Raw genomic sequence first — 13,109 nt, 5'->3', positions numbered from 1 at the left:
GGCCACCCCCGGAGCCACCCCCGGCGAACCCCACCCACCCGAAAGCCCACCCCGCACCCCAAGCCCCGCGCAGCGGCCCTCCCACCCCGATCCCCCAGGTGAAAAGATGGTCCCCGGACCCCCGCGACGGTGCGGCGGCCCGAAGAGCAGAGCCGAGGAGCGCAGTCATGCCGAAGCAGGCCCCGCAGAGCGACCCCCTGCAGGACGCCCCCGAGGTGTCCGCGCCGCAGCACGCGGCCGCCGGCCTGCCCGCCGTCGGCCACAGCCTCCGCATGGCCACCGAGCAGATGGGCGCCCGCCGCACCCTCGCCACGCTCCTCAAGGTGAACCAGCCGAACGGTTTCGACTGCCCCGGCTGCGCCTGGCCGGAGCCGGACAAGACGCACACCGCCGAGTTCTGCGAGAACGGTGCCAAGGCCGTCGCCGAGGAGGCGACCGAGCGCCGGATCCGGGCCGAGTTCTTCGCCGCGAACCCGGTCGCCGACCTGGCCGAGCGCTCCGGCTACTGGCTCGGCCAGCAGGGCCGCCTCACCCAGCCGATGCTGCTGGACGAGGGCGCGACGCACTACACCCCGGTCTCCTGGGACGACGCCTTCGCGCTGATCGCCGAGGAACTCAAGGCCCTCGACACCCCGGACGGCGCCGCGTTCTACACCTCGGGCCGCACCAGCAACGAGGCCGCCTTCGCCTACCAGCTGTTCGCCCGCCGCCTGGGCACCAACAACCTGCCGGACTGCTCCAACATGTGCCACGAGTCCTCGGGTTCGGCGCTCACCGAGACGCTCGGCGTCGGCAAGGGCAGCGTGAGCCTGAAGGACCTCTACCAGGCCGACCTGATCATCGTGGCCGGCCAGAACCCGGGCACCAACCACCCCCGGATGCTCTCCGCCCTGGAGCGCGCCAAGCGGGCCGGCGCGAAGATCGTCAGCGTCAACCCGCTGCCGGAGGCGGGCCTGGAGCGCTTCAAGAACCCGCAGAACGCCCGCGGCCTGGTCGGCCACGGCACCAAGCTGACCGACCTGTTCCTGCAGATCCGCCTCGGCGGCGACCTCGCGCTGTTCCGGGCACTCAACCAGCTGGTCCTGGAACGAAACGGCGTCGACCACGCCTTCGTCAACGAGCACTGCCACGGCTACGAGGAGTTCGAGGCCCAGGCCACAACGACCGACCGGGACGAAGTCCTCGCCGCGACCGGCCTGCCCTGGGAGCAGATCGAGGAGCTCGGCCGCATGGTGCTGGCCTCGAAGAAGATCATCGTCTGCTGGGCGATGGGCCTCACGCAGCACAAGCACGCCGTCCCGACCATCCGCGAGGTGGTCAACTTCCTCCTGCTGCGCGGCAACGTCGGCCGCCCCGGCGCGGGCGTCTGCCCGGTGCGCGGGCACAGCAACGTGCAGGGCGACCGGACGATGGGCATCTTCGAGCGGCCGAGCAAGGCGTTCCTGGACGCGCTCGGCAAGGAGTTCGCGTTCGAGCCGCCGCGCGAGCACGGCCTCGACTCGGTGGACACGATCCGCGCGATGCGCGACGGCAAGGTCGGGGTCTTCTTCGCGATGGGCGGCAACTTCGTCGCGGCGACGCCGGACACCGAGGTCACCGAGGCCGCGATGCGGCGCTGCCGGCTGACGGTGCACGTCTCGACCAAGCTGAACCGCTCGCACGTGATCACCGGAGCCCGCGCGCTGATCCTGCCCACCCTCGGCCGCACCGACCGGGACGTCACCGGCTCGGGCGCCCAGTTCGTCAGCGTCGAGGACTCGATGGGCCAGGTGCACGCCTCGCGCGGCGGCCTGCGCCCGCCCGCGCCCGGTCTGCTCTCCGAGACCGCGATCATCTGCCGCCTCGCCCGCGCCGTGCTCGGACCGCAGGACACCGTGCCGTGGGAGGACTTCGCCGGCGACTACGACACCCTGCGGGCCCGGATCGCCCGGGTCGTGCCCGGCTTCGAGGACTACAACGAGAAGGTGCGCCGCCCCGGCGGCTTCACCCTGCCGCACGGCCCGCGCGACTCCCGGACCTTCCCGACCGCCACCGGCAAGGCCAACTTCACCGTCAACCCGCTGACCGCCCCGGAGGTCCCGCCGGGTCGCCTGCTGCTGCAGACGCTGCGCTCGCACGACCAGTACAACACCACGATCTACGGCCTCGACGACCGCTACCGCGGCATCAAGGGCGGCCGCCGGGTGGTCCTGGTGAACCCGGCCGACGCCGCCGAACTCGGCCTGACCGAGGGCGCGTTCGTCGACCTGGTGGGCGAGTGGAAGGACGGCGTCGAGCGCCGCGCACCGCACTTCAAGGTGGTCCACTACCCGGTGGCCCGCGGCGGGGCGGCGGCCTACTACCCCGAGACGAATGTACTGGTCCCGCTCGACTCGACGGCCGACATCAGCAACACCCCCACGTCGAAGGCGGTCGTCATCCGCTTCGAGCCGGACAGCACCGCGGTCTGAGCCTCCAAACAACGGAGAGGCCGCCCCGCAGGGCGGCCTCTCCATCCGGCTACAGGACTCAGGGCAGCAGGCCACCGATCAGCGGCAGCGTGGCAGTGGCGCTCCCGGGCGCCGAAGCAGTGGGCGTCCCCGTACCGGACGGCGTCGGCGTACCCGTCCCACTCGGCGTCGGGGTGCCCGTCCCCGAAGGCGTCGGGGTGCCCGTCCCCGAAGGCGTCGGGGTGCCCGTCCCCGAAGGCGTACCCGTCCCCGAAGGAGTCCCGGTCCCCGACGGCGACCCCGTACCCGACGGAGTCCCGGTCCCGGACGGCGTACCGGGCGTGGTGGACGGGGTCCCCGGGTTCGGCGCCGGCGTGCCCGGGGCCGGGGTCGTGCCCGGGGCCGGGGCCGGCACCGGCGGCCGCTGCTCGGCCGGGGTCGGGGCGATCGGCGTGACGGTGTCCCAGCCGGTCGGGAGGTCGGGCACCTTCCAGGCGCCGCCAGCGTCGTCGGCCGCGCCGGACGGGTCGGGGCGGACGGCCCCGAGGATCGCCATCGAGCCGATCGGCGAGACCTTGATCACCGCGCCCGGCCGGGGGGCCTGCACGATCAGCCCGCCGCCGATGTACATCGCGACGTGGGTGGCGCCCTGGAAGTACACGATGAGGTCGCCGGGCCGGATCTGGTTCAGCGCGACGTGCGGGAGCTCGGCCCACTGCTCCTGGCTGGTGCGCGGGATCGGCTTGCCCGCGTGCAGCCAGGCCTGCGAGGTGAGGCCGGAGCAGTCGTACGAGTCCGGGCCGATGCCGCCCCACAGGTAGGGCTTGTTGAGCTGGGCCAGTGCGAAGGCGACCGCCGCGCGACCGGCCAGCGAGGGCGTGCGCTCGCCCTGGCCGAGGGCGCCGCTGGCGAGGAAGGCGAGCTGGGCCTCGTCGGCCTTGGCCTTCTCCAGCTTCTCCAGTTCGGTGCGCTGGGCGCCGGTGAGCGAGGAGACCAGCTGCTCGACGGCGGCGAGGTCGGTGGCGACCTTGGCCTTCGCCGCCTCCTGCTGGGCGACGAGCGCCTGGGAGGTCTTGAGGGCGTCCGCGGTCTGCGCGGTCAGCCCGGCGAGTTCGTTGCGGTCGGCCTTGAGCCGGTCGAGGAACTCGGACTGCGAGCGGCTGGCGGTGGCGAGCAGCTCGGCGATGGTGACGGCCTCGTACGGGTCCTTGGAGAGCAGGAGTTCGGCGTAGGCGGAGGTGGCACCGTTGCGGTACTGGGCGGCGGCGAGCTGCGCGGCGATGTCGGTGCCGGCGTCGACCTGCTTCTGCTGGCGTTCGAGGCGGTTCTGCAGGTCGGTGAGGGCGGTCTGCTGCTCGGTGACCTTGGCGACCGCGCCGTTGTACTGCTCGGTGGCGGCCTCGGCGCCCTGGTAGAGCGCGTGCAGCTGGTCGAGCAGCGGTCCGAGGGTGGCCTTGGCGGCGGCGAGCGGGTCGTCCCCCGGGGCGGCCGTGGGAGCCGTCACGCCGGGCGTGCCCGGGTCGGGTGCGGCGTACGCGGCCCCGGCGGCGAACGGGAGCGCCAGCGCGGCGGCGGCCAGCACGGCTCCGCAGCGCAGGGCGGCCCGCACCCAGGGTCGTACGCCCACCGTCTCGCCGCGCCGCGATTCCCCGCCCATGGGTCTTCCTCCCCGCCCTGCCCGTCCCCGGGTTCCCCGGATCCCGGCGATCCTCCCACGGGTTACCCGCCGGAAACAGGGCGCGCCAGGACCGGAAGGTGAATTCTCCGTTCACAGCCCCGTTCACGGTCCCGTTCACGGCCCCGTTCACCTGTGAGACAGGTCTCAGCAAACGTGTGCGAACCGGGGCGTTCTTCGCTAAGGTCCAGCTCAGCGCGACCCATGTCACTCCTGCGAAAGCTTATGGCCATCGCCAGGACACCAGCGGAACCACGATTCCCGGCTCAGTTCACCTTCCGTTCACCGAACCTGCCTACGGTCGCGAGCGACACCAACGTCCGTGCGACAACTACGACGATTGTTTGGGTATGGAACACATCTCGTTCCTGGTAGCCGTTGTGATCATCACGGCGCTCGCCTTCGACTTCACCAACGGGTTCCACGACACCGCGAACGCGTCCGCCACCGCGATCGCGACGGGAGCCCTCCGGCCGAAGGTCGCGGTCACCATCGCGGCCGTCCTCAACTTCGCGGGCGCGTTCCTGTCCGTGAAGGTCGCCACCACCATCTCCGGCGGCATCGTCAACGAGAAGACCGGCATCCACCCCGAGATCATCTTCGCCGCCCTGGTCGGCGCGATCCTGTGGAACCTGCTGACCTGGCTGCGCGGCCTGCCGTCCAGCTCCTCGCACGCCCTGTACGGCGGCCTGATCGGCGCCACGATCGTCGGCGTCGGCATGAACGGCGTCAACTTCGACACCGTGGTCACCAAGATCCTGATCCCGGCGGTCGCCTCCCCGTTCGTCGCGGGCCTGGCCTCCTTCGGCGCCACCAAGCTGGCGTACCTGATCACCCGCCGCAGCAACGGGGCCACGACGGACAAGGGCTTCCGCAAGGGCCAGATCTTCTCGTCCTCGCTGATCTCGCTCGCGCACGGCACCAACGACGCCCAGAAGACGATGGGCATCATCACCCTGACCCTGGTCTCGGTCGGCGCCCTGCCCAAGGGCGCGCTGCCCCCCACCTGGGTGATCGTCTCGGCGGGCGCCGCGATCGCGCTCGGTACCTACATGGGCGGCTGGCGGATCATCCGCTCGATGGGCAAGGGCCTGGCGGACATCCAGCCGCGGCAGGGCTTCGCCTCCGAGTCGTCGGTCGCGACCGTCATCCTCACCTCGTCGCACATGGGCTTCGGCCTCTCCACCACCCAGGTCTGCACCGGCGGCATCATGGGCGCCGGTCTCGGCGGTCCGAAGCCGGAGCTGCGCTGGAGCATGGTCCGCCGCATGGTCTACACCTGGGGCCTGACCCTGCCGGCCGCCGGCCTGGTCTCCGGCGGCGCGGCCCTGGTGGTCCGCCAGGGCACCTGGGGCGTGGTGCTGGTCGGCGCCGCGCTGGTCGCCGGCGCGGGCGGCATGTGGCTGATCTCCCGCCGCCAGCCGGTCGGCGCGGACAACGTCAACGAGGTCGGCTCCGTCGAGGACGTCACGGCGGTCGACGTCACCGCGCTCGACGTCACCGCCGCCGACGTCACCGCGGTCGACGTCACCCCGGCCGCCCCGGCGAACGCCGCCCCCACCACCGCCTCGACCACGGTCGCGGCCTGAGCGCCGCCGGCTGAGGAGCACACACCATGCACATCAAGTGGAACGCCCTGGCCCAGACCGCCGGAATCAGCTTCGGCGTCACCGTCGCCGTGGTCACCGTCTTCGCGCTCGGCATCCTGGCCCTGTCCCGCCGCGAGGCCGCGCTGACCGCCCGCGAGGACGGCACCGCCCAGGCCGGCACCGCCCAGGCCGCCGGCGGCCGGCTGGCGCTGGCCGGCGCGTACGCCTGCTTCGCCGTCTGCGCCGCGGCCGTCGTCTACGGCCTGGTGCTGATCGCCGCGCCGTAGTCCCCACCGCGCACACGCGAACGGGCCGGGAAGTGGATCCCCACTTCCCGGCCCGTTTCCGTGCCCGCGTACCGGAGGCGTCAGGTCTGCTGCGTGGTCCGCAGCGCCGTCTCCCGGATGAACAGCACCGTGACGAAGGAGGCCAGCGCGAACGGCGCGGCCCACAGGAACACCGTGCCGACACCGTGCCCGAAGGCGTCCGTCACCAGCGGCAGGATCGGGGCCGGCAGCTTGTGCAGGTCCGGGATGCCGCCGCCGGAGGCCGCGTGCCCGGCCGGGATGTGCGCGGCGGCCAGGTTCTCGGCGAGGTAGTGGCCGACCTTGTTGTTCATCAGCGCGCCGAGCGCGGAGACGCCCATCGCGCCACCCATGGTGCGGAAGAACGTGACGACCGAGCTGGCCGCGCCGAGTTCGTTGCGGGGCACCGTGTTCTGCACCGCGAGCACCAGGTTCTGCATGGTGAGGCCGAGCCCGATGCCGGTGATCGCCATGTAGACGGAGAGCAGCACGTAGCTGGTGTCGGTCCGCATGGTGCCGAGCAGGCCGAAGCCGATCGCGAGCAGCGCCGTGCCGGAGACCAGGTAGGCCTTCCAGCGGCCGTACTTGGTGATCAGCCGGCCGGCGACGGTCGAGGAGAGCGCCAGGCCGAGGATCATCGGCAGGGTCATCAGGCCGGCCATCGTCGGGGACTTGGCGCGGGCCAGCTGGAAGTACTGGCTGAGGAAGGTGGTCGCGCCGTACATGCCGACGCCGACCAGCACGCTCGCGAGCGCGGCCAGGGTGACGGTGCGGTAGCGGAAGAGGTCCGGCGGGATGATCGGCTCGGCGGCGCGGCGCTCGATGACGACGGCGAGCGCGCCCAGCAGCAGGCCGCCGCCGACCATGGCCGCGGTCTGCCAGGACAGCCACGCGTAGTTCTTGCCGGCCAGCGTGATCCAGACCATCAGCAGGCTGACGGCGCCGGTGATGGTCAGCGCGCCGAGGTAGTCGATCTTCGGCTTGCGCCTGACCACCGGCAGCTTGAGGGTGCGCTGGACCACCAGGATCGCGGCGATGGCGAACGGGATGCCGACGTAGAAGCACCAGCGCCAGCCGAGCCACGAGGTGTCGACGATGACGCCGCCGATGAGCGGGCCGCCGATGGTGGCGAGGGCGAACACCGCGCCGAAGTAGCCGCTGTAGCGCCCGCGCTCGCGCGGCGGGACCATCGCGGCCAGGCAGATCTGGCCGAGCGCGACGACACCGCCGGCGCCGATGCCCTGGAGGGCGCGGCAGGCGATGAGTTCGCCGGTGTTCTGGGAGAGGCCGGCCAGGGCGGAGGTGGCGATGTAGATCAGCAGGGCGATCTGCAGCAGCACCTTCTTGCTGGCGAGGTCGGAGAGCTTGCCCCAGATCGGGGTGGAGGCGGTGAGGGTGAGCAGCGCTGCGGTGATCACCCAGGTGTAGGCGGACTGGCCGCCGTGGAGGTCGGTGAGGATGTGCGGCAGGGCGTTGGAGACGACGGTCGACGAGAGCACGGCCACGAAGAGGCCGAGCAGCAGGCCGGACAGCGCCTCCATCACCTGTCGGTGGGTCATGGGTCGGTCGTCGACGGCGGCGGCTGCGCCGGTCGCGGCCTCGGTGGTCACGGTCATCCCGGTCCTTAGAAATCGTTGACTTAGGCAACCATACGAGCAGATGGTTGCTTAGGGCAACTTTCTTCAAGGCAAAGTAAAGCCGGGCCCCACCCGCGCGCCCCCGGACAGCCCCTCCCGTGCGACCCCCGGCGACCCCACCCGCGCGACCCTCTGCGGTCACTCCCCCGCGGGCTCGCCGAACACGTCGTTGAAGCGGTGCAGCAGCTCGGCGAAGCGGACCACGTCCTCCTGGGACCAGCCGCCCATCACCTCGCGGACCCGCCGCATCCGGACGTCCCTGGCGGCGAGGTAGCGCCGCCGCCCGTCCTCGGTCAGCGAGACGAACGAGGCCCGCCGGTCCAGCGGGTCCGCCACCCGGGCGACCAGGCCCAGCTCCTCCAGCGCCCTGATCTGCCGGCTCACGGTGGCCTTGCCGACCGCGAAGTACACGCCGACGTCGGTCACCCGCACCCGCCCGGCCTGCTCGATGTAGCCGAGCATGCTGTACGCCATGCCCTCCAGCTCCGGGTGCACCCGGCGGGACAGCTCGGCGACCCTCGCCCGGCCGCGCCGGAACATCAGCGCGACCTCGCGGTCCACCGCCAGCAGCGCGCCCTCGTCCAGTGTTCGCCCGCCCGGCACCCGCTCGCCACTCTCCGCACTCACCGCGCCAGTATCCCGCAGCGGCGGTGGCCGGAACGCGGCGCGTGCGGTGCGACAAGCCAACTACTTCATGGTATGAAGTATCGGTTCTCGTAGTATCTGATTCCGCTCGAATCGCAGGTTTCCCTCGAAACATGGGTTTCCCCCCGAAACCGCAGGTTTCCCCCGATACCAAGGAGATGTGGATGGCCGCCCCGGGGCAGGGTTTCGTCGCCGAACTGAAGGGAGCGGTCACCCCGCGCGCAGCGCTGATGGTGATCGCCGTACTGCTGCTCCAACTCGGCTTCATCACGTCGTACGTCGGGGCGCTGCACAAGCCGGCCCCGCACAACCTGTCGATCGCGGTGGTCGCCCCGCCGCAGGTCGCGCCCAAGCTGGTCGGCGCGCTGGAGTCGGTGCCGAACGACGCCGTGAAGCCGGTCACGGCACCGGACGCCGAGACCGCCACCGCGCAGATCAAGGACCAGAAGATCTACGCCGCGCTGGTCTTCAACCCGGCCGGCACCGAGGACACCCTGCTGACCGGCGGTGCCCGCGGCACCTCGGCTGCCAAGGCCGCCGAGAGCATCACGACCGCGCTGGAGAAGACCCAGGGCCGCACCGTCAAGGTCGAGGACGTCGTCCCGCTGGCCAAGGGCGACACCAACGGCCTCTCCGCCTTCTACCTGGTCATCGGCTGGTGCGTCGGCGGCTACCTGGTCGCCTCGATCCTCGGCATCAGCGCCGGCTCCAAGCCGGCCAACGTCCACCGCCTGCTGATCCGGCTCGGCGCGATGGCGCTGTACTCGATCGCGGCCGGCGTCTTCGGCACCCTGATCGCCGGTCCGGTCCTGGACGCGCTGCCCGGCTCGATCCCGAGCCTGTCGGCGGTGGGCGCCCTGGTGGTGTTCACGGTCGGCGCGTTCACCATGGCGCTGCAGTGCCTGTTCGACATCATCGGCATCGGCATCGCGGTGCTGATCTTCGTGGTGCTCGGCAACCCGAGCGCGGGCGGGGTCTACCCGGCGCCGATGATGCCGCCGTTCTGGCGCGCGATCGGCTCGTGGATCCCGAACGGCGCCGGCACCGCCGCGACCAAGTCGATCGCCTACTTCGGCTCGACCAACATGGCGATGCCGCTCCTCGTGCTCGTCGTGTGGGCGGTCCTCGGCGTGGCGGTCGCCCTGCTCGCCGTCGTGCGCGGCCCGCGCTCGGGCGGCCGGGAGCTGGTCCAGGAGGCCTGAGCCCCGTCCTGCGGAAGAATCCCGTGCCCCCCGGCCCCCGTGGCCGGGGGGCACGGCCGTCTCAGGCGCCCGCCAGCCGGCCGGGGTCGGCCACGACGGCGCGCACCACCCCGACGGCGGCGCCCAGCAGCGGCCCGCGCCGCCCGAGCCGGGAGACCGTGAGCCGGTCGTCCGACCACGGGCGGACGGTCACCCGGGCGCCCATCTCGGCCCGCATCGACGGCAGCAGCCAGGGCGCCAGCTGGGCGTACCCGCCGCCCAGCACCACCTCGGCGGGGTCCAGCAGGTTGACCGCACCGGAGGCCGCGATGCCCAGCGCCGCCCCGGCCCCGGCCAGCGCGGCGCGCACCTCCTCGTCCCCGGCCTCGGCGCGCTCGGCGAGCAGGGCCACCCAGTCGCCGCGGATGCCCTCCAGCCCCGCCGCGCGCAGCACCGCCGTCTCCCCCGCGTACTGCTCCAGGCAGCCGTGCGCGCCGCACGCGCAGCGCGGCCCGTCCGGGCGGACCGGCACATGGCCGAGCTCGCCCGCGTAGCCTCGCGCGCCGCGCAGCAGCCGCCCGCCGATCACGATCGCCGCGCCGACGCCGGCCTCGGCCGACACGTGCAGGAAGTGGTCCGGGCCGCCGCCCAGCCAGAGTTCGGCGAGCCCGCCCAGGTTGGCCTCGTTGTCCGCGTCGATCGCGAGCTCCGCCAGGTCCTCCGAGCCGGCCGCGCGCAGGGCCAGGCGCAGTTCGGCGGCGAGCGGCACCTCCTGCCAGCCGAGGTTGGCGGCCCGCTGGAGCACCCCGCCGGCGGTGCCGACCAGTCCGGGCACGGCGAGCGCGAGCGCGGCCGGGCGCAGGCCCGCCTCGGCGACGGCGCGGCGCAGCAGTTCGGCGAGGTCGGCCATGACGGCGGCGGGCGTGCGGCCCCGGTTGCGGATCTCCTGACGGCGCCAGGAGACGACCTCGCCGCGCAGGTCGACGACGCAGGCGCCGAGGTGCTCGACGCCGATCTCGGCGCCGAGGCCGCCGGGCCCGTGCGGGTTGAGGCCGAGCGCGGTGCCGGGCCGGCCGACCTTGCCGCTCGGCGCGGCCGGGCCCTCCTCGACGACCAGGCCGCCGGCGATCAGCTCCTCGGCGAGCGAGGAGACCGCCGCCCGGGTGAGTCCGGTCTCCGCGGCCACTTCGGCGCGGGAGCGCGGGGCCCGTGCGATCACGCCGAGCACCAGCGCCAGGTTGGCCCGGCGCATGCCCTGCTGGCTGGCGGGTCCGCTCCGGACGCCGTCCGGCTCACGCATGTGCCCACCCCGCTCCCTGGCTGGCGGTCACCCGGCCTCACCGCGTCCCGGGCACCTCCCGGGACGTCTCGTGTGCAGCGTAACCGGGTTCGAGGGGCGGCTGCGTCCCGGTGGCGACGGGCTCGGCGAGGCGGGTGAACACCCAGCGCTGCATCGCCCAGAAGCGGAAGAGCATCGCCACGAAGGTGCCGACGATCATGCCGCTGAGGAAGTCCGCGACCTCCTGGGCGAACGGGCCGACGTAGGGCTCGCGTAGGTCCAGGACGTACCGCGAGACCGCCAGCGGCACGTCGTTGACGGCGATCGCCACCACGCTGACCAGGAAGAACAGCACCGCCTCGCGCCGCTGCCCCTGGGCCCGGAAGGCCCAGCGGCGGTTCAGCACGTAGGAGACGACGGTGGCGATCACGGTCGCGATGGTCAGCGCGACCACCGGCTTGTGCTCCAGGACGGTGAACTTCAACTCGAAGTCGATCACCGTGGTGAGCGCGAAGCAGCCGCCGCCGACCAGCAGGAACTTCACCAGCCTGCGGTGGCGCACCAGGAACGGGCGCAGCCTCGCCGGCACCCGGGCCAGGACGCGCTGCGTGGGGGACGGCATCCTCGCAGTCTCGCACGCGGTCCGCCGTCCCCCTCGTCACTCGGCGGAAATCCTCAGGACGCCGGCGGTCGTGCCCTGGTAGACCACTCCGCCGGGGGCGATCGAGCCCACCATCTGGAGCGTGTCGAAGAGGAAGCCGGCCCCCAGGAACCGGGTGCGCCCGACGGCGCCGGTGGCCGGGTCGATCTCGGCGTAGTAATAGGGGTCGAGGACCATCGTGGCGGTGCTGCCGGGGATCAGCGGTTTGCGCAGGACGGTGTGGATCAGCCCGTCGCCGGTGGAGAGCCGCGGGACGGCGGCGGAGCGCACGGTGGTGTCCCAGACCAGGTCGCAGCCGGAGCCGTCGGGCCGCACGTCGACCCGGCTGAAGCCGCCGCGGAAGTCGGCGGAGGCGGGCACGCCCGGCCCGGCGTCGGCGGGCAGCGCGGGGTACGGGTAGCCGTTGGTGCTGCTGATGAAGACGCTGTTCCCGGCGCCGATCGGGGAGTTCTCGCTGCCGCTGCCGCCGGCCCTGAGCACCGGCACCGAGCAGACCGGCGAGCCGTCGGAGGTGCGGTAGACCAGCAGGTGCACGGTCGGCGCGGCGTTGTCGACGATGGTCGTGTAGTCGGTGCCGGTGCGCGGGCCGAAGAAGGTCGGGGTCGAGCCGGTGCCCCAGCTGAGCTGGCCGGGCTTGCGGCCTGGCCCGCGGTCGTACGCCCGGCGCCAGGCGGTCCGCGGGGTGCCGTCGGCTCCGGCGGTGAGCAGGTAGGTGGCGTGGGTGGTGGCGACGAGGGTGCCGGCGGGGGCGGTGGAGATCGAGTTGGCGATCCGTTCCCCGGCGGGGAGGGCGAGGCCGCGGACGGCGCCGGTGCGCTCGTCCGCGGTGCCGACGACCCCGCCGCCGGTGGCGAACCAGACCCGGCCCTGCCAGTCCGGCGAGATGCCGACGACGGCGTCGCCGGCCGGGACGGCGTCGGCCAGCGGGAGGCGGCTGTCCACCGTGAGCTCCCAGTCGCCGTCGGCGCTGCGGTGGTGGCCGATCCGCAGCAGGTCGCCGTGGCCGTCGACGGCGACCAGGCGGTCCCGGTCGTCCAGGTAGGCGTACACGCCGCCGAGCAACGAGCCCTTGGCGAGCGGGAGTTCGGCGAGGGACTCGCCGTCGTCCGGGTCCAGCAGGTGGACGGTCGGGGTGCGCCCGAGGATCGTGGTGCAGAGCGCGACCGGGAAGCCGTCGTAGCCGACCAGCACGGTCGGGCAGGCGGACTGCAGGGCCGTGCGGTGCGAGGTGAGCGGGCCGGCCGGCGGCCCGGGCAGCCGGGTGGTGTCCGAGGAGCCGGTGTCGCCGTGCATGGTGGCGGTGCCGTCGGGGCCCGCGTACGGGTTGTGCGGCGGCAGCGGTCCGAACGGCGTGGCGGCACGGGCCGGGACCGCGAGGGCGAGCAGGGCCGCGGCCGCGAGGACGGCGGCGGCGCGGGAGGGCAGCGCGAAGCGCATGGAGGGTGTCCCATCGGGTGAGCGGGCAGGCGTGGGCGCATGGCGGTGCGGCCACCCGGTGGGGGTTCCCGGCGGGGGCGTCGGGTGGAACACCGCGCTCAACGGACGCGGTGACAGATCGCCGAGCACGCGCGGGCGAGGTCGACGTCCAGTCGACGGCTCAGGTGCGCGTGGCGATTCACCCGGCCAGCCTCCCTTACTGACGACCCGTCTCACAAGACCGTCTCACCCTGCGGGCATGGCCCGGGGCGGAGCGGCAGTGCCGCTCCGC

Annotated in this window: 10 protein-coding genes; 4 read left to right on the top strand and 6 right to left on the bottom strand. The window is 73.1% G+C overall.

What is annotated here, in order from left to right:
- Window positions 1-167 precede the first annotated feature (167 nt).
- Window positions 168-2,450: an FdhF/YdeP family oxidoreductase gene (locus ACFXDE_RS42460; RefSeq protein ID WP_380499550.1), complete on the top strand. Its 2,283-nt coding sequence runs from the start codon at window positions 168-170 to the stop codon at window positions 2,448-2,450.
- A 58-nt stretch (window positions 2,451-2,508) separates the two neighbouring features.
- Here ACFXDE_RS42460 and ACFXDE_RS42455 read toward each other — a convergent pair whose 3' ends face one another.
- Window positions 2,509-4,086, bottom strand: coding sequence for an NlpC/P60 family protein (locus ACFXDE_RS42455; RefSeq protein ID WP_380499549.1), 1,578 nt, complete (start codon window positions 4,084-4,086; stop codon window positions 2,509-2,511).
- A 368-nt stretch (window positions 4,087-4,454) separates the two neighbouring features.
- Between ACFXDE_RS42455 and ACFXDE_RS42450 the strand changes: the two genes are divergently transcribed.
- Together ACFXDE_RS42450 and ACFXDE_RS42445 are read left to right on the top strand one after the other, a co-directional pair.
- Window positions 4,455-5,693, top strand: coding sequence for an anion permease (locus ACFXDE_RS42450; protein ID WP_380499548.1), 1,239 nt, complete (start codon window positions 4,455-4,457; stop codon window positions 5,691-5,693).
- A gap of 26 nt (window positions 5,694-5,719) precedes the next feature.
- Window positions 5,720-5,980 carry a hypothetical protein gene (locus ACFXDE_RS42445; RefSeq protein ID WP_380438591.1) on the top strand — a complete coding sequence of 87 codons (261 nt, stop codon included), beginning with the start codon at window positions 5,720-5,722 and terminating at the stop codon, window positions 5,978-5,980.
- An 80-nt stretch (window positions 5,981-6,060) separates the two neighbouring features.
- On the opposite strand, the gene ACFXDE_RS42440 is transcribed toward ACFXDE_RS42445, so the two are convergent.
- Entirely contained in the window at window positions 6,061-7,614 is a 1,554-nt protein-coding gene (locus tag ACFXDE_RS42440) for an MDR family MFS transporter (RefSeq protein ID WP_380499546.1), read from the bottom strand.
- 159 nt (window positions 7,615-7,773) lie between these two features.
- Window positions 7,774-8,262 (bottom strand): MarR family winged helix-turn-helix transcriptional regulator, encoded by a 489-nt coding sequence (locus tag ACFXDE_RS42435; RefSeq protein WP_380438587.1) that lies wholly within the window; start codon window positions 8,260-8,262, stop codon window positions 7,774-7,776.
- A 182-nt stretch (window positions 8,263-8,444) separates the two neighbouring features.
- Here ACFXDE_RS42435 and ACFXDE_RS42430 point away from each other — a divergent pair, with 182 nt between their 5' ends.
- Window positions 8,445-9,482, top strand: coding sequence for an ABC transporter permease (locus ACFXDE_RS42430; protein WP_380499545.1), 1,038 nt, complete (start codon window positions 8,445-8,447; stop codon window positions 9,480-9,482).
- Window positions 9,483-9,543: 61 nt separating this feature from the next.
- Here ACFXDE_RS42430 and ACFXDE_RS42425 read toward each other — a convergent pair whose 3' ends face one another.
- The 3 genes from ACFXDE_RS42425 to ACFXDE_RS42415 are packed head-to-tail and all read right to left on the bottom strand — an operon-like array spanning window position 9,544 to window position 12,838.
- Window positions 9,544-10,761 (bottom strand): ROK family protein, encoded by a 1,218-nt coding sequence (locus tag ACFXDE_RS42425; protein WP_380438583.1) that lies wholly within the window; start codon window positions 10,759-10,761, stop codon window positions 9,544-9,546.
- Between the two features lie 37 nt (window positions 10,762-10,798).
- Window positions 10,799-11,362, bottom strand: a complete 564-nt coding sequence (locus ACFXDE_RS42420) for a GtrA family protein (RefSeq protein WP_380438581.1) — start codon at window positions 11,360-11,362, stop codon at window positions 10,799-10,801.
- 36 nt (window positions 11,363-11,398) lie between these two features.
- Window positions 11,399-12,838: a hypothetical protein gene (locus ACFXDE_RS42415; protein ID WP_380499543.1), complete on the bottom strand. Its 1,440-nt coding sequence runs from the start codon at window positions 12,836-12,838 to the stop codon at window positions 11,399-11,401.
- Between the last annotated feature and the right edge of the window lie 271 nt (window positions 12,839-13,109).

This window comes from Kitasatospora sp. NPDC059408, from assembly GCF_042751525.1.
Taxonomy (GTDB): Bacteria; Actinomycetota; Actinomycetes; order Streptomycetales; family Streptomycetaceae; genus Kitasatospora.
The sequence above is the reverse complement of the archived record's forward strand: the minus strand, read 5'-3'. Positions and strand labels throughout refer to the sequence as shown.

What these genes read in the sequence shown, in the direction of transcription:
- ACFXDE_RS42460 (WP_380499550.1), top strand. Translation starts at nt 168, where the DNA reads ATGCCGAAGCAGGCCCCGCAGAGCGACCCCCTGCAGGACGCCCCCGAG.
- ACFXDE_RS42455 (WP_380499549.1), bottom strand. Translation starts at nt 4,086, where the DNA reads ATGGGCGGGGAATCGCGGCGCGGCGAGACGGTGGGCGTACGACCCTGG.
- ACFXDE_RS42450 (WP_380499548.1), top strand. Translation starts at nt 4,455, where the DNA reads ATGGAACACATCTCGTTCCTGGTAGCCGTTGTGATCATCACGGCGCTC.
- ACFXDE_RS42445 (WP_380438591.1), top strand. Translation starts at nt 5,720, where the DNA reads ATGCACATCAAGTGGAACGCCCTGGCCCAGACCGCCGGAATCAGCTTC.
- ACFXDE_RS42440 (WP_380499546.1), bottom strand. Translation starts at nt 7,614, where the DNA reads ATGACCGTGACCACCGAGGCCGCGACCGGCGCAGCCGCCGCCGTCGAC.
- ACFXDE_RS42430 (WP_380499545.1), top strand. Translation starts at nt 8,445, where the DNA reads ATGGCCGCCCCGGGGCAGGGTTTCGTCGCCGAACTGAAGGGAGCGGTC.
- ACFXDE_RS42425 (WP_380438583.1), bottom strand. Translation starts at nt 10,761, where the DNA reads ATGCGTGAGCCGGACGGCGTCCGGAGCGGACCCGCCAGCCAGCAGGGC.
- ACFXDE_RS42420 (WP_380438581.1), bottom strand. Translation starts at nt 11,362, where the DNA reads ATGCCGTCCCCCACGCAGCGCGTCCTGGCCCGGGTGCCGGCGAGGCTG.
- ACFXDE_RS42415 (WP_380499543.1), bottom strand. Translation starts at nt 12,838, where the DNA reads ATGCGCTTCGCGCTGCCCTCCCGCGCCGCCGCCGTCCTCGCGGCCGCG.